This window comes from Spartinivicinus ruber (assembly GCF_011009015.1).
Classification (GTDB): domain Bacteria; phylum Pseudomonadota; class Gammaproteobacteria; order Pseudomonadales; family Zooshikellaceae; genus Spartinivicinus; species Spartinivicinus ruber.
In genome coordinates this window covers 1,091,629-1,110,726 of record NZ_CP048878.1, presented here as the reverse complement: position 1 = coordinate 1,110,726, position 19,098 = coordinate 1,091,629, and the positions used below count along the sequence as shown (strand labels likewise).

Genomic DNA, 19,098 nt, shown 5'->3' with positions numbered 1-19,098 from the left:
TAGGCAGGACGGATAGTGAGAATCTTTTTGTAGCAATTCTCGATGCAGAATTTGTAGCAAACTGTTAACCACTCACCTCCGGTGGCAAAACATCAAACTTAGGAATACCTTCTGGAAATACCGCCCAGCTTGGGGCAGAAGCCGTATAGATTGCCATCTTTGGTGCAAATGTTGAGTTATCTTTCAATGTTGATGCAGCAACTGAATAAAAATCAGCCACAGTAACATCTATACATAAATTAGTTCCGCAGTTGCTACAAAACTGATGATGCATATCTTTACCAGAATCTCCTTTACGGGTATAAGTATCAGGCTTGCCTTTAGTAATGGTAAACTTACCCTTGGGCACCCATAACCCGAACCACTTATCAGATCCTGAATGCACCTGGCATTCCTTACAGTAACAAAATACCGAGTTAATAGGCTCTCCTTCAAAACTGTATTCGATAGACCCGCACCCACAACGCCCTTCATAATTTGCCATACGCTAGAACTCCCCATTAATGTTGACGAATTTCTCGCCAACAATATAAAGTAAGACTCCTGACAGCATTATGTCAGGAGCTTAAAACGCAACGCTTTGGCCTCGCTGGGGAATATCTGCTTGTATCCCCTTTTCATCCCACAGCTTTTGTGAAAGAACATCCAAGGATTCAGGCTCACCATGAACTAACATGATATGGGGGTTACCTTTAAATTGGCTGATCCATTCAACCAGTTCTGTTTGTCCTGCATGGGCAGAGAAACCTCCTAAGGTTTCAATACGTGCCTTCACAACATACTCTTCACCAAACAGTCGTATATGTTTAACTCCATCGACTAAAATGCGTCCAAGGGTTCCATATGCCTGAAATCCTACAAAAATAATCCGGTTAAGCTTGTTCCAAATCCGCTGTTTAAAGTGATGTCTAATTCGCCCACCCGTGCACATACCACTGCCAGCAATAATAATTGCTCCACTTTTAATATTGTTAATGGCCATAGACTCTTCAGGTGTTATTGTTAAGTGAAGCTTAGGAAGAAATTTACCTAATAACGTTTGATCACCTGAACAAAGTGGTTTAATACCTTCACAATCCAGTGTATGCAACCAACGATCATAAATTCGGGTTACTTGAATCGCCATGGGGCTATCCAAATATACGTGCCAATTATCCAATACACCTTCATGATGTAAACGACCTAAATAAAATAACAGTTCCTGGGTTCTGCCAACCGCAAATGCAGGAATAAAAACATTCCCACCTTCCTCCCAAGTTTCTTGTAGAATATCCCTTAGTTGGTCAATGGTATTATCAAGAGAACGATGATCACGATTACCATAAGTGCCTTCCATTAACACCACATCAGCCTGGGTAAGCGTTACTGGGTCATTCATTAGCACAGTATTTTTTTTGCCCAAATCACCCGAAAAAACCAATGTTTTTCGTTGTTGCTTTTCCTGAAGTATAATTTCAACAATCGCTGAGCCTAAAATATGGCCAGCATCATGAAAAATGACAGTTGCATCATCAGTGAAGGCAAATTGCTTGTTATAAGGTTGAGGTTTACAAAGCTTTAACACTTTAGCTACATCACCTGGTACAACCTGTGGTTTTAAGGGCTTTTTCCCTTTTCTGGCACGACGCAAGTTCTCTTTTTCCAAGTCTCTCTGATAAAGGTTCGTGGAATCATTCAGCATAATATCAAGCAGTTCAGCTGTTGCTTCAGTACAATAAATAGGTCCTTTGAAACCATCATGAACTAGCTTGGGTAGTAAACCAGAATGATCAATATGCGCATGAGAGAGTATAACTGCATCAATCTGTTGAGGATCAAACTGAAAGCTCTCATGCTGCAGTCTATCAACAGCATCTCCCCCTTGGTGCATTCCACAATCCAACAGTACTTTACCAGTAGCAGAAGACTCTAAAAAGTGGCAAGATCCCGTTACCTCTTGAGCAGCTCCAATAAACTTTATTGTTGCCATATCAAAACTTTTCCATACGAGTATGATAAGTTAGGTTATTATAGTCGTATTAACCTGGATGCTTCACCCAGCCATATTACTTTTGGTTAAAATAACAAAAATAGCGCTTCACTTTTTGTTAATAAAAATTAAACTACAACTGAAATATAACTTTATGAATACTTAAGCTACAACTACATACTATGCAAACAAATACCAACACCCAACAACTTACAATAGAAGCAAATAGCTCCACGAGGTGGTGGGGTGAAATGACATTAACAATGGAAAGAAATCAAATCTGGGATTTCGGAACATTGTTATTTAGCTTAAGGCGCCAACAACGTGAATGGCAAGTTCATTACAAGCACTTTAATATAAACCCTGAAGCAGAACGAAACGACGTGTTAACCTGGTGTGGTGAAAGCGAGCTAACTGATAGCGATAACTTTAAGCGATTTGTATTTAGCCGTACTCACAAAGATCTGACAATAACTCCGATATTGCCTGACCGAAACCTAGTAGCCAAACCAATCGTCAGCATCACCTTAATGCCTGAGGAACAAATAACACTTTATGTCAGCGTAGCACTATGGCTTCGAGTTAGTGTTAAGAACCCCACTGTAGAAAGTATTAAAAATAATAAAGATGACTATATAACCCTTTGTGAATTGCCTATACGTGAGTTGTCGAATACTTGGTTTGGTCCCAACACCTTAGAAGGTGAACTCTGTTATGCCAGCAAAACCCACGCCCTGGTTAACCAAGAGTCACTACCTTTAAAACCCTATCGAGCGATTGTTCCCGTAACAGTAACCAACAATCAACCAGAGATTTTAAAAATCGAAAAAATTAACATTCCCGTATCAGCTTTAGGCTTGTACCGGAACAGTAATGGTTTATTTTGGGCATCAGGTGTAACATTAGTTAAATTAAAAGGGAGCAATCAAATTAAACTCTCTACAACCAATGATATCAGCACTACATCTCATGAAAAGTTTAAGAATGAGTCAAATTCTGACCTCAATGAGGTTAGTAAAAATACTGGCAATGAGCCTGCCACTCAATTTCAACAATGGGAAAAAGTTGCCGACCCACGCAAACCAATTGAAGAAAAATTTATTACCCGAGCATACGATGTATTCTTTTCCTAATTAACCCTATTGAATTACTATTTTACACAGCTATGGAAACACTACGTAACTTAAGTTTTAGCCAGATACTTATCAGTCTTGCTTTTATTATCGTTGGCTTTATTTTAGCTAAACTAGCTACCAAAGCAATTGCCAGATTAAGCAAAGACAAACTGACTCAGCATCAGTCATTACTATTCCAACGAATTAGTTACTACCTTATCATCGCGCTTTTTATCATCACTGCTCTACAACAAATCAATGTGGATTTAGGTGTTATTCTTGGTGCCGCAGGTATCTTGTCTGTTGCTATTGGTTTTGCTTCACAAACTTCCGCTTCAAATATTATCAGTGGTTTATTTTTACTTGGTGAAAAGCCATTTGGTGTCGGAGATGCTATTAAAGTAGGCTCAACGACGGGAGAAATACTTGCTATTGATTTATTATCAATAAAGTTACGCACCTTTGATAACTTATTTGTGAGAATTCCCAATGAAACTATTATAAAGTCGGAGGTCACTACCCTTACCCGTTTTCCAATCCGTCGTTTTGACCTAGTGGTTGGAGTTGCTTATAAAGAAGACTTAACCAAAGTTAAACAAGTTCTATTAAAAGTAGCAGATGACTATCATTTGTGTTTAGAAGACCCTGAACCTCTTTATTTATTGCAAGGATTTGGTGACTCTGCTATTAATATTCAACTTTCAGTATGGGCAAAGCGTGAAGACTTCTTAGCATTAAAAAATGGCATTATTCAACGGGTTAAAGAAGCATTTGACGAAAACGATATAGAAATACCATTTCCACATCGAACGTTTTATACCGGTTCTGAGACAAAGCCCTTTCCAATCCAGCACATTAAATAGCTATAAATGTAGCTAAAAAGGTAGCCAATGTCTGACGAAAACGACTTTAACTGTAGAGTTTTTCCTAGTGCAGCTGACGATGTAGAGCACGCCAAGCGCGTCGAGTGCAGTAAGCAACTCATGACTTCTTCAGCATTTCGATTAGCATATGATGATAAAGAGTTTGTCCTAAGGGACGAAATGAGGCCTGTTAGGCTACTACTTGAGCTTAGCAAGACCGAGTTGACGCTTAATGATCATAATATCAATAACACTGTAGTAATGTTTGGTAGTGCTCGCATATTAAGACCTAAAAAAGCTAAAAAAAGACTATTTCACACCAAACAACAACTGGAACAACAACCAGATGACCCAGAATTTAAAAATCAATACCAGCAAGCTAAAATACGGCAACAACAAACTGACTATTATACCCAAGCACGAATATTAGCCAAAATAATTACAGAACAATCCATGCTGGGTGATATACCCAATCTATATGTTGTGACTGGTGGTGGACCAGGTATTATGGAAGCTGCTAACCGAGGAGCCAACGATGCCAACGGAAAGTCAGTAGGCCTTAACATAGTACTACCAGAAGAACAGCAGCCAAACCCTTATATAACCTCTGAGCTTTGCTTTCGCTTTCACTATTTTGCGATGCGCAAAATGCACTTTCTACTAAGAGCTAAAGCATTAGTGGTATTTCCTGGAGGCTTTGGCACCCTGGATGAGCTGTTTGAAACCCTTACCTTGGTACAAACCAAAAAAATAAAGCCCATGCCCATTTTATTATTCGGCAAAGAGTACTGGCAACGCTTGTTAAACTGGAATGTCTTGGTTGAAGAGGGAATGATTAATGAAGAAGACTTAAACCATTTTGTCTATGTGGAGAGTGTTGAGCAAGCATGGCAAATTATTGAAAAACATGTCAAAGGGTTACGTAAACCACATAAAAGCTTATAAAGCCTTAGGCACCAACCTGTGACTCAGCGGGTAAATTTAAAACTGAAGAACTAGGCTTAGTTGGCTCAACTGCTTCTATTACAGATAACTTCTTACAAATCGCATTAGCCTGTGACATTTGTTCAATAAAGCGTCGACTTAAGCTGACAACCTGTAAAGCGACATCTATTATATGAATTCCCGCTCTTTCATCAACGACTGCTGCAATAAGCTGTTTTTTCAGAGCATCATATTGTTCAATTAAACTTGTTAACTGCTCCTGTTCTAATAAAGTGTCGCAATGATGGAGTATGTGAGTAACTTGGTCAGCAGCAGCTAACCAATGATGCACGCGCTCTACCGCAGTCAACTTGTCAAGCCGGATAGACTGATATAGCAAGACAGCTTCTGCATATAATTTACAGGCATTATAAAGCCGGTAAGCGACTGCAAGACCATTAGTGACTATTGCACCTTGTTCTTTAGCCAGAGTAGATTTCAACAGCAAGCTAATAAATACATTAACTTGCTCAATCCTAGTTCTAAACTGCAGTATTTCTTCCTGCTTTTTTTCATGAACAAAGCTGAATTGACCCACTTCTTCCAACAATAAATTAAGTTCCAATACCATCGCTCGAATAGCTAAGTCAGGTACAGTAGCAATATTGGCATCTAAATGAGATTTGAAGTGATCTTTCACTGGCTTTTTATAACGTGACAATAAAAAACGCGACAGGTAAGGTTCAATAGGCCACATCAACACCACACCAAGAATATTAAAGCAAGTGTGAAAAACAGCCAACAAAGCCGTCAAGCTGCTATCTGTTCCAGTTAATTCTACCATCCAAGTTACTGTTGCCCAGAATATTGGCAACATTACAAGTGCAACTGCTGCCGTAAGCATATTAAAAACCACATGTGCCCATGCAAGCCGTTTAGCATTAATAGTTGCACCAAAGCTGGCAATCAGTGCTGTAGATGTGGTGCCAATATTAGCACCAATAACTGCTGCTGCAGCTACCTGAACACCTGCTACTCCACTTGCAACTGCAGTTAAAATAATGGCTATAGCAGCACTTGAAGACTGAGTAAGTAAAGTTAAAATAAAGCCAATAAATAACCCCCACAGAATTTCATGGCCCCCTTCAGCTAAAATACTGGTGATATTAATTTGATTAGCATAACCGGAAAAATTTTCTTTAAGGGCATCAATTCCCATAAAAAGTAAACCGAATCCAGCCAACGCCATACCCAGTGCTTTACCTCTTTCATAAGGGAAGAAAATTCGTAACGCAGCTCCTATTCCTACTAAAGGAAATGCAAATGCATCAATCTTCACCGTAAAACCAAACAGGGTAACAATCCATGCCGTTAACGTTGTACCAACATTACTACCAAAAACCACCCATAATGCTTGCTGAAATGTAAGTATACCTGCATTAACAAAACCAATAGTAGCGACAGTAACAGCACTGGATGATTGCACCAAGCCTGTAATTAAAACACCAGAAAACAACCCCCGTTGTCGGTTAGACGTCCACTGTGCTAGTAACTGCTCCAAAGCCTTGCCACCAGCTAACTTAAGCCCTTCAGTCATTAACCACATACCTAATAAAAACAGACCTAATGAGCCCACCAGATTAAAAATCACCTGTTTCTCCTAAGTAAAAACCTAACCTAAATGTCAAAATTTTTGATAGCTAATGAAATATTCAAACGAGGTTATAAACTGGCTATTATAGTCGTATACTATTAACTCAATAATTTAAAGTGCAAGGATGATGATAGCCAAATCACTCCAGCAAAAAATATGAATAATTTATTACCAACAAGCGATTGTAAGTTTATTTATGCTACTACCTATATTTCTAACTATTAAATCAGTCCTCCTTAACTCGTTTCTATACCTGAAACATGCCACCTATTTAAGGAGCAGCTAATGGATTTACTGATTGGGCTAGGAATACTTATCTGTATCTCTCAATCAGCTATGTTTTCTGGTCTGAATCTGGCTTTTTTTAGTATCACCCGACTACGGCTTGAAGTAGAAGCAGCAAAAGGAAGTGCACAGGCTAAGCAAATACTCACATTACGCAAGAACTCTAACCAACTATTGGCAACTATTCTTTGGGGTAATGTGGGTGTTAATGTACTGCTTACATTATTATCAGACAGCATACTTGCTGGCATTTCGGCATTTGTATTTTCTACTGTGGTCATTACCATTTTAGGTGAAATCATGCCTCAAGCTTATTTTTCCCGGCATGCGATAAAAGCCGCTTCTTTTTTTTCACCTCTTTTAAAATTTTATCAAATTTTACTTTATCCAGTTGCTACACCAACAGGCAAGATACTAGATTGCTGGATTGGGCCTGAATCCATTAATTATTTCCAAGAGGAAGATTTTTACCAACTCATCAAGCTACATGTCACTTCTTTTAAAACTAATATCAGTCACATTGAAGGTACAGGAGTAATTAATTTTTTAGCACTTGATGATATTCCCGTGAAAGATGAAGGCGAAGAGGTTAGCCAAAAGAGTATTATCACTTTGCCATTTAAAGAGAGCAAGCCTATATTTCCTGATATTACGTGTGACACCAATGACTCTTTTCTTAGACTGCTAAGAAGTGCTAGAAAAAAGTGGATTATTATTGTTGATGAAACTCAAACCCCTAGAGCCATCATTAATGCCTACCGTTTTACCAGTGGTGCACTATTTGACAATGACTCATTTGATCCAAATAGCTATGTAATAAAGCCACTCATTATTGAAGATAATCATGCTCAATTAGGCTTCTTAATCAGCCAGTGGAAAACATGGGGAGACTCATTAGTAAACGATGTAATACTACTGTGGGGCAAAAATAAAAGAATTGTTACTGGTTCAGATATTTTAGGCAGACTACTTGAAGGCATTATAAGCACATCGTCTTATAAACCAACACCAGAACAGATATAGGGCATTATTCTATACCCAATGCGAAGGATTTTTAGGTGAGGCCATCAAGTGGCGAAGCCTCATGAGCCTGTATTAATAGGTGATTGGGGTGAGGAACTAAGATAACAAAACTTAAAAATGATTCGTGATGGGTATAGATTAATTTGAGAGAGTATTATGAGTCTTAGTCAACTAGAAAAACAATTTCCCTCATTTCGCTTAATCCCTGATGCTTTAGCTAGATTAATTGAAGGCAGGTTGTGGGTAAAAGTATTAATAGGCCTTGGCCTGGGGATAATAGTCGGTATTTTATTAGGTCCCGACCTTGCTTTACTTTCAAAAGAAAATTCATTGGTAATCGTTGGTTGGCTAGCACTACCAGGTAAACTATTTATTGCCATGGTACAAATGATTGTTGTGCCGTTAGTCTTTACTTCCATTATTCGCGGTTTAGCATCCACTTCAGACCTTGAAACATTGAAACGAATGGGTATTCGTTGTGGACTATTTTTTTTGGTAACCACTGCTATTGCATCAGTTGTTGGGTTAACTATTGCAGGCGTTATAAATCCTGGTGAATTTGTAGACCGGGAAGCAGTAAAAGCCAGCCTAATGAGCGAACCAGCACCAGCTGTTATCAATAAAACAATGCAAATGCCATCTTTGGCTGAAATACCACAAACGTTGCTTAGTTTACTACCAGTTAATCCCGCTCAGTCTATGGTAAATGGGGAAATGTTACAGGTTATTCTATTTGCCATGATTATTGGTATCGCTCTACTTAACCTAGCAACTAAAAAGAGCGAGCCTATTTTTAATTTACTGATTTCAATTCAAGAACTGTGCATGAAAATAGTTTCATGGGCAATGATTCTAGCACCTTATGCAGTATTTGGCCTGGTTGCCCGATTAACCGCTATGGTTGGGATTGAAATACTCGCAGGCATGTTTGTTTATATGATAACCGTCGTTTTGGGTCTGGGAATATTACTTGGGTGTTATCTATTCTTTATCAAAGCAGCCAGCGGCATCATACCTAAACACTTTATTAAAGAATCTAAAGAGCTTTTATTAATGGCATTTTCTACCTCTAGCTCTGCTGCAGTCATGCCACTTTCTTTAGAAACAGCAGAAAACAAACTACATGTGCCTCCTCATATTGCCAAATTTGTTATTCCCTTGGGCGCAACCGTCAATATGACCGGTACTGCGCTATATCAAGCTATAGCAGTCGTTTTTCTCTCTCAGGTGTTTTCAGTACAACTCGATACCATGAGCTATGCCTTGGTTGTTTTCATGAGTGTTGCTGCTTCTATTGGCTCCCCTGCCACACCCGGTGCAGGCATTATTATTTTAGCGATGATATTAGAGTCAGTCGGTATTCCTTCTGCAGGTGTGGCATTATTACTGGGGGTAGATCGAATTTTAGATATGATGCGAACAACAGTGAATGTAGTGGGAGATTTATCTGCATGTCTTTTCTTAAAAGAAAACCCAAAGATTGCGGCAATCTCTTCTAATGCTAATCAAACGACTTAACATGTCATACATTTTCAACACAAACCCTTTTTAGTTAAAACATAAATAAGGCTATAGTAACCATGTGCCCAACAGGTCTAGCGACTCTTGATTAGACCTGGCCATTGTTTAAGCATTTACTACTACTGTTTAGGACAATACATACCTATGGCAAATCACCATTTATCGCAATGGGAAAGTTCTGAAGCCAATATCCCTCAATCTTTTCTTAACTTATTATCACTACTGATTCGTAATCCTTCTGTTGTAGGTGCAGAGCACTCTTTCTTTCGTGTATTGCAACGTGAGCTTGAAGAGCGCGGAGCGCATGTCACCTGGTATGAAGGTGTATTGGTTGCTCAAGGCAATGCACCTGATAGTTTGATGTTGTCTGCTCATATTGATCGGCACGGCTTAATCTGCACAGGCCCCAATGAGTTTCAATATGCCGCTTTTATTTCTGGTGCCCGTTCTGACTTATTAGGTAACTCTGTTAGCGAGCAGTTAATGCGAAAGATTTCTACCCGTTTTCAAGATACGCCAGTTTACGCCTATGAGCCTTGGTCTGGTACTTATCGTGGCAAAGGCCAGATTCGTGGAACTTATATTTGCGAGTATCGTAATAACCTAATCTTCGAGTTAAATGACTTAGAACATTTAGTCGCTGGCACCCCTGTGGCTTTTACAGATAAATTAACAGTTACATCAGAAGCTTTGGTTGGCCAGCTAGACAATGTATTAACAGCAGCAGCGCTCGTCTATTTATTTGAGCAGGGCTTTCAAGGAACAGCTTTTTTTACTGCACAAGAGGAAGCCGGAAAAAGCTGGCGTTATTTGTTAGAGTGGTTTCGTCGCTTTGGTGGTTCCACCAACCAGCTAATTGTGGTTGATACCAGTCCTTTTTCAGACTTTGAAACAGCTAAACGACAACATCTTGTACTAAGAAACAAAGATGCCAACGCTACATTCAACCAAGAGTTAACTCAAAACTTAGCCTCTCTTTGTCAACAACATAGCATTGAAGCACTATTCAAAGACCAATATGTAGAAGAGCTTAATGCCCAACTGGTTGCTAGAGGAGAAGAGCCAAACTCCATCGGTTCAACAGAGATGGGGCGCATTATTGCCGCTTCCAATGGCTTAGTAGATGGTACAACCTTACAAATTCCAACATCGGGTTATCACACTATGATGGAATCAGCCCCAATAGCATCAGTTAATGCGTTTCTTCATACATTAAAAGCAATGGCCAATTTAACTTAAGCAGGTTGAAGCTGCTCGGGCCTGTTAACACTACTACAGGATGAGGTAAAATAGCCAAGTCCGAATATTTCATCAGATATTAAAGATTCAGGGCATTCTGGCTACACATGCTAAAGCCCCTAACATCACTGGGTTAAATAGCATTTTTCTGTGGCTTAATGAATTATTCGGGCTAGTGTTGCCTTCTTTTTGATGTGACAACACTAGTCAACTCAATGGCTTGGTAGTTATTAGATATGCAGCTAAACCGCTTTACCGATTATTCGATCCGTGTCTTGCTTTATGCTTCTGTTAATCGCGAACAATTACTTACCATGGCAAGTGTCGCTGCGTTCTATCATGTCTCAGTTGAGCATATGCGCAAAGTTGTACACAATCTAGCCAAGCTTAATTATATCAAAACCTACAAAGGCAAAAATGGTGGCTTCGAGCTCGCCTGCGAGCCTAGCGAAATTAACCTAGGTTCCATTATCAGGGAAATAGAGGGGCTTACCCCATTAATTAATTGTGAAAAAGAAGAATGTCGACTTAACCCACAATGCACACTCAAGGGAATTCTACGTGAAGCTCAACTGGCTTTTATTCAATCACTTGAGCAATATACCTTAGCAGATCTCGTGACCGACAAATTTATGCAAAAAAGTCTCAATATTCAGCTTATTCAGAAAAGCTAGCTCCTAACTCCTCCTTCGTTAAGCAATTCAATCACCCTATATATACTTTTAGTAAGTAAATATACTCTTCACGAATCATTTGTGAAGAGTATATATCCTAATTAATACCGACAAGTTAAATTATCATCTAGAAAATATTAATGCATACAACTACTGTTAATTTTTACAAATTATTTTAAACTATAATGGCTAAAGTTTTTCACTTAATAACCAATAAATACCTGACACGCTATTATAAGCTAATTACATAAGAAGTGTTTCTATCAGGATTCCATTCAAAGAAAATGGCAGGAGTAACTGAATTGAGCAAACGTCTTTTTTGCACCACTTTATGTGCAACCCAATTACTAGTAATAACAGGAGCTACCGCAGACTCCTTTACTGGTGATTCAAAACTCAATCTACAACTACGCAATTATTATTTTAATCGGGATTTTCGTCATAACACGGGCGGACAAAGTTATCGTGAAGAGTGGACACAATCCTTCTTTGTTAACTATGAGTCTGGCTACTTTGCAGATTTTATTGGGTTTGATGCTTCTATTTTCAGTACCCTTAAATTGGATTCAGGCAAAGGCACTTCCGGTACTGGGTTATTGGTTACTACTGATGATGGTGATTCAGAAAGCTATGCATCACTTGGAGTGGCATTACTTAAAGCTAAATTTGCTGAAACTGAGATCAAATGGGGGCGTCAGTTAACTACCTCACCACTATTTTATTATGGTGATTCACGGGCCCAGCCTCAGTCTTTTAAAGGCATTAGTATCCAATCTAATGATGTTAGCAATCTGACAATCACTGGTGGACGCTTTACTGAAGTTAAAAACAAAGCCAGCAGTAATTTTGAATCATTCAGCACAACAGAATATGGCTTTAATGGTGATTCTGATAGTTTCAGCTTTATTGGCTTTGACTATAATTTAAGCGACACCTCCAGTATTAGTTTTCATACCTCAAAATACGACGACATCTGGAAACAGTTTTACTACAACTATAACCAAAGCTTCACGCTTACTGATGACTTAGCTTTAAGTATGGACCTGGTTCATTACCGTACAATCAATGATGGAGACCCAACTGACACTGGTTACACCGACCGTGATAACAAAGCCAGCAGTGCTAGCTTTAAACTAAGCAAAGGTGGTGCAGGTGTAACAGTTGCCTACCAAACCATTACTGGTGACTACTTATACGATTACATTTTAGACTCTGATTCAATTTACCTGGCAAACTCTGCTCAGCTTTATGACTTTAACTTTGAAGATGAACGCAGCTGGCAGGTGCGGTTTGATTATGACTTCAGTGGTGTAGGGATCCCTGGTCTAAACTTTATGACCCGCTATATTAAAGGCGACAATATTGATCTAGACTCCAGCCTTTCCAATTCAGCCCTTGGAATCAGTGGCGAGTCCAGCCGTGGTGAAGAATGGGAACGAGATATTGAAGCCCGTTATACCCTTCAAAATGGTTCATTGAAAGGGATGCAATTCAGACTACGATTAGCTTCATTAAGAACAAACTATGATGATAGAGACCGCGATGAAATCAGGTTAATAGTTAACCATAGTTTTGACTTGTTATAATGCAAGAATAACAGCTGCTACCTACATATCTAGGTAGCAGTATCTATCTAAGTATTACTACTTTTTCTTATTTGTTTTAATAGTAGTTATTCAACTGATACAGTTTCTTAGCAGTCATCACTGTTCCTGTACGACCAACACCTGTAGTACAATGTACTAGAAAATTATCAGTTCCACCTTATTTAATATTTTCTCTCTAGCATCATTAATAGTTTCTACCAGCTGACATAGTTGCCTTATTTAATTACACCATGATCAGGCTATTGTTGACCTTGTAGATTATATAGTGCCTGACAGAAAAAGCCGTAAATTGCTCTTAGGATTATAAATTGTTTAACAATATGCTTATTAACAATAGCTATTTTTGCTAGCAAAAATAGCTTTCCAGTAAAAATAGGGTTTTTTATCCACAAGAAAGGGTGGAGTTGCTTAATTTTAAGCAGGCTGCCCCCTCTAGAGTGACTTTATGACTAGATGATAATGCTTTGTTTATTGGCAAAATATTTATTACGCGGCTTTTCGACGTGAACTTTTTGCTTGGCGATAGCGTTTTTCTTTTTCTTGTTGGTAAAGAATAACCCCTAACTTTTGGATATTCCGTCCCAACACGGCCAGTGACACATAGCGCTTAAACCCACGAATGCTATGGTCAGGGCATCGATCAAGTCCATGGACTTCTAGGGCATTAATGGCAGACTCTACAGCTGAATGTTGTTTTCTTGCTTTTTTAAACTGGTCTTCATTTTCATCTGCTTTTTCTTTAACTGTTAAACGCCCTTTTTTAGGTAGCACAACCTGATCTAATTCTTTCTCCAATTTCAATTGGTTTTTCGATGAATAAAAGCCTTTATCAAAGCTACACTGACGGAGTAAAGGAAATTTAGCCTTTGTGGCTTTCACCATGTCTACTGCTACGTCGACATCTTGCTCATTTTCCATCACGCGATGGTACAGAATAAAACCTGCTTGGCTCTCTAGTACACAGACTTTGATGCCTAATTCAACAGGCACGCCAGCCTTACCTTTACTTATCCACTCTGTATGTGGTTGAAAAATTGAATACACTTTTTCATCTTGGGGATGACTTCTCCTTCAATCACCCGTCGCCAGCATTGAGAGGCTTGGCGTTGCCCATGGCTCAGGTAATGATGAATGTTTCGTAACTCCCAGACCGGCGCAGACAATGCTGATAATTTGGCTAAGGTGTATTGGGCCTTTTGCATAAGCCCTTTGGCGTGGGTGACATAGTGCCGATAGGCAGCCTGCTTGGCTGCCGCTGATTTTTTACCTTTCGCTTGATTGCTTTTCTGCGCTTGTCTGAAACATCTTTTAAGTGCCTTTAAATTATACCGATATTGTCGCCAATCACTCAGCCCGTAGCATTCACATAGCCGACTGATCAGCAATATCACTTTTCGTAAAGCATCCCATAATAAATGAATATCGGTAGGGTAATGGACCGTCGTTTTAACTACAAATGAGTCACAGCGGCCCCGCAAGCTTTCTTCAGTGTTTTTTTTAACAGGGCATGACCTGACTCAACCACGAGGGTATTAATTTTATCTAGCATCTCCGGGGTTAGCAGCGGGACATTATCTTTGAGTGTTTGGATATGGTAGGGCGTTAAATCTTCCCAATGCTCTCCATGACCCAACATGGCCCTGATGGTTCGATGTTGATTCACCAGTTCATGCAAACGGTCAAAATCACAATTTAAATTCAGCCGGAGTATCCCCATCACCAGTATTTTCCACCAATCCATCCCAGGGCGCCCTAGCATTGGGTTGGCCCGGCTGGCCATCTCCTCTTCAATAATGCTAAACACCTGGTTTCGAAGCTCATCAGTACAATACAGGTGTTGCAAGCCTCTCAGCGCTTGGGGAATATCATCTCGGGATTTAGGGTCAAAATGAATCGTTGAGATGTCTGTTTGACCAAACTGAAGTTGAGGGTTGTGTACGTGCCGCATACTGTTGTATCCACCGAAGTTTTGCCTATTTTAACTGAAAAATGGCTGATTTTAAGCATTCTCCAAACATAAGGCTGTAAACTTCAGGTGGTGTTTACGTATGGTAAGCCTTGTCAATGAAGGGATTAAGGAGTTTTCGGTCAGGCACTATATAGTATTAGGACACAATTCATTATTGTCGACTTACCTTTAATTTTAATTAACTTAAAAAAACCTTTTCTTCTCAAATACAACACAAGGTTCTCCATAAACTCCACCACCTAATAGTTTAGGATCACCAATTTCAATAACTGGCCCCGACCCCATCTTAGATTCCCACGAACCATTTATTTTTTGGCAAATTGAGTGAGTTGGATAAATAACACCATCATTAAACTTCACTACTGTTGCAAGAGTATCCTTAAGCTCATCACTTATGCGTTTATTACTAACTAAAATATCCCTAGCTACCTCAGGTGTTATGCCAAACACAATAATTTTTTCTTTTCTTGGGTTACGTTTAAATGGATCAGGCTCCTGATCTAGATTGGTAGCTGTGTAGCCCATACGTGAAAACCATTCAACAACAGCACTATGAGCCTCCTGGGCATCCATATAAAAAGCCAAAAGATCTGCAGGCCCATCATACCCAGAATCCAGACGAACAGCATAGCAGTGGCAATTTAGTTTATCATCTGCTCCTCTGGTTTCAGAAAACTGCTGCGTTTCTAGCCTAGGTAATTCATCGGGATATAGAGTTAAATAATCACTAAACTGATGATTAGTAGAAACCACAAGTTCTTGGCCTTCGCTACTTATAGAAGCAATACCTAGCAATGAGTTGTCAGAAACTTTCATATTCGCTAACTTAAAAACACTGAAATAATATTACATGAGCCTTAATATTACACAACATAACATATTGAATGATATAGATTTTAGCCTGATTTTATTAATATTAGGCAGGACATGAAGTATAAAAAGTAAAACTACAACAACCAAAGTAGTCTTAAAAAAGTATATTTCAAATACTTAGCAGTGTCATATTGATATAAAAAGCATACTCTCTCCAAAAAAAACAACATTCTCCCAACTAGTTACAATAAAAAACTCATATTTTTGAATCAAAAAACAACCAAAAAATAAAAAACAATATACTAAATTTAAAATATAGCTTACTCAAAGAATACTAAGTTCACTATCATAAATTAAACTTCAGTTAGAACAGCCATAATAGATGACGACTATTTTCATAATATTAATAGTCTATTACATTTTCCTCACCATTTTATTTATATTGACTAAATTTCACTTGATTTATATCGGTTAGCACAATGCTTCAAGCCCCAATTAAAACCCAACATTCGACGGCATCTTCACCCAACACTCAAACAAGTCAGTCAGCCAATTCAGGTCGACTATCTAATGGAAATAAAGTAGAGTTAAAACCCGTGGAGAGTGATGCAAAAGATCTATTTAATAAAGAAACAAAAAATACTAACAATATTCAAGCTAATAATACAGATTTAAGCCTACATAAAACAGAAAACTCAACTCAAAGTAGTAAATCAATCTCCCTTGCTCAATCCATATCAACCACTCAAGACATACAAACAGCCAAACTAGACCTTCCACCATATAAAGGTGAGTTTAGTGATTTTTATTACTCTGTCGCTCCCTCTTCTGTACACGAATTAATAAAGTCTCAAGGGCTGAAAGTTGCGGATGAGCAGAGAGTTCTTAATGGAGCCACCTGTGGAAATGAATATTTAAACAAAAAATCATTACCAATGAAGCGTGCTATCTATCAAGCCTCCATTAAATCAGGAAAATTTGATGAAAGTGCTTATAAGGAAAATGTAACAAAGCTTAAGGATAAATTAAAATCTACGACAGCACATGGCCATTCAATGAAAGATCTAGTTGAAAGTTATGAAGGTAATAATAAGCATAAATTTAGATATCATCCAAGTTATATTCAGCATATAAAAAATAATTTCCCAGATCAAAAATTACCTGATATAGCATTTATTCAAGAAACTCTTGGAATCAAAAGACTAAATAGAACTATTGGCACACCTGCAAAAATAGAAGAAGCATTAAAACTCGATAATGATCAAGAGTTAAAAGACATTATATGTGCAAGCACATATGAAAAAGCTAGCGAAGAGGCATATGGAAACTGTATTGGCAAACTATATCTTACAACAAGTATTGATAAAATTAAGGATTATACTGGTCATAAAACTGATCCTAAAGATGAATCAGCATACGCTCATGTTTATCGGATACCAAAAAGCTTAGTGCAAATAGCAGGGGAAGATACACAAGAAAACGATGCTGTTTTTATGACCCAAGATATCCCTGCTGACAAACTAGAATGGATGACAGTTAAGCCTCGAACAGCTTACGAGCATAAAGATTTAGGCAATAATCAGTTTAATGTCTCTGTTAGTAACAACACAACAATAAAAGCAGGAACAATACAACAGATAAAAGACACCTCTCAGAGATCTGAGCAAAAAACCAGTGCCAGTAATGGTAGCAATATATTCGGAGAATCATATACCCTACTTAAGAAAAGCGCCGAGGCTCCAAATCAATTGGGAAAATTTGAAGCTCAACGAAATACACTTAAAGACAGCTTTGAAACGCTAGATCAACTGACTAAACAAGCCAACAACCTAAACTTAAATAATCACCCAGAAAAATCTCTACGAGCTGCACAAAAGCTAATGAGTAATGAGTTTTCATCAAAAATGGTGAACATGCTCTACAATCCTGATGATACGAAAGAAACCTTCCATTTAAAACTAACAGCTAATCGTGACTATGTTAGTTTACTTACTGCTGCTATCAAGGAAGGGAAAATCAACGCTAATCAGGCGCTTGACGTGCTAACAAGAAATGCAAGAGAGTTTAAAGAAAATCAACCAGGTTATTTATTCCGGATTACAAACTTTTCAAAAAATAACTCTCCAAAGATGGCCAATGCTGTTGCAGACTTAATTATTGCTATCAATGATAAGCTTCCACTTGCGGACAAAGAGTTAGGAAAAGTCAGAATGGCATTATTAGCTGAAAATAGCTATAGAGAAAACAAGACCAATTGGCAAATAGTACGTAATTTTTTCAAAAGTAAACAAGGCCCCAGAGATTTTTATAGCAAACTATTTGACGATGGAAAAACTAAAAATTTAGGGAAAGGGGCTATGATTATTGCTGAAAAACTTAGAGAAAATGACTTACTGCCATATGCCCATGAAGTAGAGTCACTTATCTCAAGCTCTCGCCTGAAAAAGTTTGACCGAGCATCAGATAATGCCCAAAATTACATAAAAGATCATAAGGACTTAGTTACCAAATCAGAATACAACGTGGATGATAGCTCCAACAAATTGGCTTCAAATATTAAGGAAAGTAATGTGGACGGAATCATAAAAAATGAGCTTAATAAAATTGATCAAAGTGAAAAATCAACTAAAGTCGAAAACCAAATAAGTAGATTTGAAAGAGAATTAACCAGTCAAATTCATGAAATTTGGGATAAGATAATTAAAGAAAAAAAGCGTAAGCTATCCTCCAACGAAACTGAGTTCTTAAATACTAAAATACCCCCATCATTAATAGATGAGTGCATTAGTAAGGCTAAAAATCACCCTGATTTTGCAAACTTAATGAAATCACAAGCGCTTTATAATCATAATGGTATTAAACCTGAAGAAATTAAAATAAAACCTGGAGATTTTGATAATTTAGAAAAAGAAATTGCTAAACTAGATAAGGACTTCATAACATTACGTGTCGATAGTTTATCTGACAAAGCCGTCAAACAAGCTAAATCAGATTATGCTGACTTTAAACGTAAACAGGAGCAACAAAGACAGCAACAGCTTGAAGAACAAAAGCGAGCTCAAACAACAAGAGTTGCCAGCCAAAGTACTTCAAGTAGACGCTCTCACTCTACATCACAACCAAATAGTTCATTTGGTGGCTTTTCAGAATCAAAGCCTTCAAGTTCATCAACACCAAAAAGCTCGACGACGACTAGTTCAGCCAGCACCCCATCATCGGTATCTAGACCAGCTCCCCAGCCCGCTCCAGAACCAAAACGAACTGCGAATTATGCTCGCTGGTCACCAGAACACAGAGGTTATACTGAAAGGCGTTAGCAAATAAACTGTAGTCTTTTTGCCATAACCACAGTTCAATTGTGGCTTTTTTGATTTGCACCAAATCTGCACATTTCCCTCACGGAAATTGCATTTTAGCTTGCCATAATCAGCACAACTGTCAA

General features: G+C 38.3%; 13 protein-coding genes and 2 pseudogenes. 9 read left to right on the top strand and 6 right to left on the bottom strand.

Annotation, left to right across the window (positions count from 1 at the left end; all coding sequences use genetic code 11):
- Positions 1-64 precede the first annotated feature (64 nt).
- Both G4Y78_RS05030 and G4Y78_RS05025 read right to left on the bottom strand, forming a co-directional pair.
- Complete coding sequence (locus tag G4Y78_RS05030) at positions 65-484, bottom strand: GFA family protein (protein WP_163831989.1); 420 nt, start codon at positions 482-484, stop codon at positions 65-67.
- An 81-nt stretch (positions 485-565) separates the two neighbouring features.
- Positions 566-1,969 (bottom strand): MBL fold metallo-hydrolase RNA specificity domain-containing protein, encoded by a 1,404-nt coding sequence (locus G4Y78_RS05025; RefSeq protein ID WP_163831988.1) that lies wholly within the window; start codon positions 1,967-1,969, stop codon positions 566-568.
- Positions 1,970-2,220: 251 nt separating this feature from the next.
- On the opposite strand from G4Y78_RS05025, the gene G4Y78_RS05020 reads away from it, so the two are divergent.
- The 3 genes from G4Y78_RS05020 to G4Y78_RS05010 are packed head-to-tail and all read left to right on the top strand — an operon-like array spanning position 2,221 to position 4,892.
- The gene (locus G4Y78_RS05020) at positions 2,221-3,102 is read left to right on the top strand and encodes a hypothetical protein (protein WP_163831987.1); all 882 of its coding nucleotides are present in this window, start codon (positions 2,221-2,223) and stop codon (positions 3,100-3,102) included.
- A gap of 32 nt (positions 3,103-3,134) precedes the next feature.
- A complete protein-coding gene (locus G4Y78_RS05015; protein ID WP_163831986.1) occupies positions 3,135-3,947 on the top strand; it encodes a mechanosensitive ion channel family protein in 813 nt (270 codons plus the stop codon).
- 27 nt (positions 3,948-3,974) lie between these two features.
- Positions 3,975-4,892 (top strand): LOG family protein, encoded by a 918-nt coding sequence (locus G4Y78_RS05010; RefSeq protein ID WP_163831985.1) that lies wholly within the window; start codon positions 3,975-3,977, stop codon positions 4,890-4,892.
- A 4-nt stretch (positions 4,893-4,896) separates the two neighbouring features.
- Here the strand turns inward: G4Y78_RS05010 and G4Y78_RS05005 are convergent, their stop codons facing one another.
- Complete coding sequence (locus tag G4Y78_RS05005; RefSeq protein WP_163831984.1) at positions 4,897-6,522, bottom strand: Na/Pi cotransporter family protein; 1,626 nt, start codon at positions 6,520-6,522, stop codon at positions 4,897-4,899.
- A 288-nt stretch (positions 6,523-6,810) separates the two neighbouring features.
- Here G4Y78_RS05005 and G4Y78_RS05000 point away from each other — a divergent pair, with 288 nt between their 5' ends.
- The 5 genes from G4Y78_RS05000 (at position 6,811) to G4Y78_RS04980 (ending at position 12,853) form a co-directional block, all read left to right on the top strand.
- Positions 6,811-7,833, top strand: a complete 1,023-nt coding sequence (locus G4Y78_RS05000) for a DUF21 domain-containing protein (RefSeq protein WP_163831983.1) — start codon at positions 6,811-6,813, stop codon at positions 7,831-7,833.
- A gap of 156 nt (positions 7,834-7,989) precedes the next feature.
- Positions 7,990-9,351: a dicarboxylate/amino acid:cation symporter gene (locus G4Y78_RS04995; RefSeq protein WP_163831982.1), complete on the top strand. Its 1,362-nt coding sequence runs from the start codon at positions 7,990-7,992 to the stop codon at positions 9,349-9,351.
- Positions 9,352-9,498: 147 nt separating this feature from the next.
- Positions 9,499-10,593, top strand: a complete 1,095-nt coding sequence (locus G4Y78_RS04990) for a peptidase M42 (RefSeq protein WP_163831981.1) — start codon at positions 9,499-9,501, stop codon at positions 10,591-10,593.
- 236 nt (positions 10,594-10,829) lie between these two features.
- The gene (locus tag G4Y78_RS04985; RefSeq protein WP_163831980.1) at positions 10,830-11,267 is read left to right on the top strand and encodes an Rrf2 family transcriptional regulator; all 438 of its coding nucleotides are present in this window, start codon (positions 10,830-10,832) and stop codon (positions 11,265-11,267) included.
- Positions 11,268-11,569: 302 nt separating this feature from the next.
- On the top strand, positions 11,570-12,853 hold the full coding sequence (locus G4Y78_RS04980; protein WP_163831979.1) for an OprD family outer membrane porin: 1,284 nt from the start codon (positions 11,570-11,572) through the stop codon (positions 12,851-12,853).
- A gap of 76 nt (positions 12,854-12,929) precedes the next feature.
- Here the strand turns inward: G4Y78_RS04980 and G4Y78_RS31610 are convergent.
- The 3 genes and pseudogenes from G4Y78_RS31610 to G4Y78_RS04965 all read right to left on the bottom strand — a co-directional run.
- Positions 12,930-13,010 (bottom strand): annotated as a pseudogene (locus G4Y78_RS31610) (hypothetical protein); the annotation flags it as partial.
- A gap of 350 nt (positions 13,011-13,360) precedes the next feature.
- A pseudogene (locus G4Y78_RS04970) lies at positions 13,361-14,822 on the bottom strand (ISNCY family transposase).
- A gap of 204 nt (positions 14,823-15,026) precedes the next feature.
- A complete protein-coding gene (locus G4Y78_RS04965; protein ID WP_163831978.1) occupies positions 15,027-15,659 on the bottom strand; it encodes a DUF7689 domain-containing protein in 633 nt (210 codons plus the stop codon).
- A gap of 476 nt (positions 15,660-16,135) precedes the next feature.
- Here G4Y78_RS04965 and G4Y78_RS04960 point away from each other — a divergent pair, with 476 nt between their 5' ends.
- Positions 16,136-18,973, top strand: a complete 2,838-nt coding sequence (locus G4Y78_RS04960; RefSeq protein ID WP_163831977.1) for a hypothetical protein — start codon at positions 16,136-16,138, stop codon at positions 18,971-18,973.
- The last annotated feature ends 125 nt before the right edge of the window (positions 18,974-19,098 follow it).

Bases quoted from the DNA above. Each gene is read 5' to 3' on its own strand.
- G4Y78_RS05010 (WP_163831985.1), top strand. From the start codon at position 3,975: ATGTCTGACGAAAACGACTTTAACTGTAGAGTTTTTCCTAGTGCAGCT.
- G4Y78_RS04995 (WP_163831982.1), top strand. From the start codon at position 7,990: ATGAGTCTTAGTCAACTAGAAAAACAATTTCCCTCATTTCGCTTAATC.
- G4Y78_RS05025 (WP_163831988.1), bottom strand. From the start codon at position 1,969: ATGGCAACAATAAAGTTTATTGGAGCTGCTCAAGAGGTAACGGGATCT.
- G4Y78_RS04960 (WP_163831977.1), top strand. From the start codon at position 16,136: ATGCTTCAAGCCCCAATTAAAACCCAACATTCGACGGCATCTTCACCC.
- G4Y78_RS05030 (WP_163831989.1), bottom strand. From the start codon at position 484: ATGGCAAATTATGAAGGGCGTTGTGGGTGCGGGTCTATCGAATACAGT.
- G4Y78_RS04985 (WP_163831980.1), top strand. From the start codon at position 10,830: ATGCAGCTAAACCGCTTTACCGATTATTCGATCCGTGTCTTGCTTTAT.
- G4Y78_RS04990 (WP_163831981.1), top strand. From the start codon at position 9,499: ATGGCAAATCACCATTTATCGCAATGGGAAAGTTCTGAAGCCAATATC.
- G4Y78_RS05020 (WP_163831987.1), top strand. From the start codon at position 2,221: ATGACATTAACAATGGAAAGAAATCAAATCTGGGATTTCGGAACATTG.
- G4Y78_RS05015 (WP_163831986.1), top strand. From the start codon at position 3,135: ATGGAAACACTACGTAACTTAAGTTTTAGCCAGATACTTATCAGTCTT.
- G4Y78_RS05000 (WP_163831983.1), top strand. From the start codon at position 6,811: ATGGATTTACTGATTGGGCTAGGAATACTTATCTGTATCTCTCAATCA.
- G4Y78_RS04965 (WP_163831978.1), bottom strand. From the start codon at position 15,659: ATGAAAGTTTCTGACAACTCATTGCTAGGTATTGCTTCTATAAGTAGC.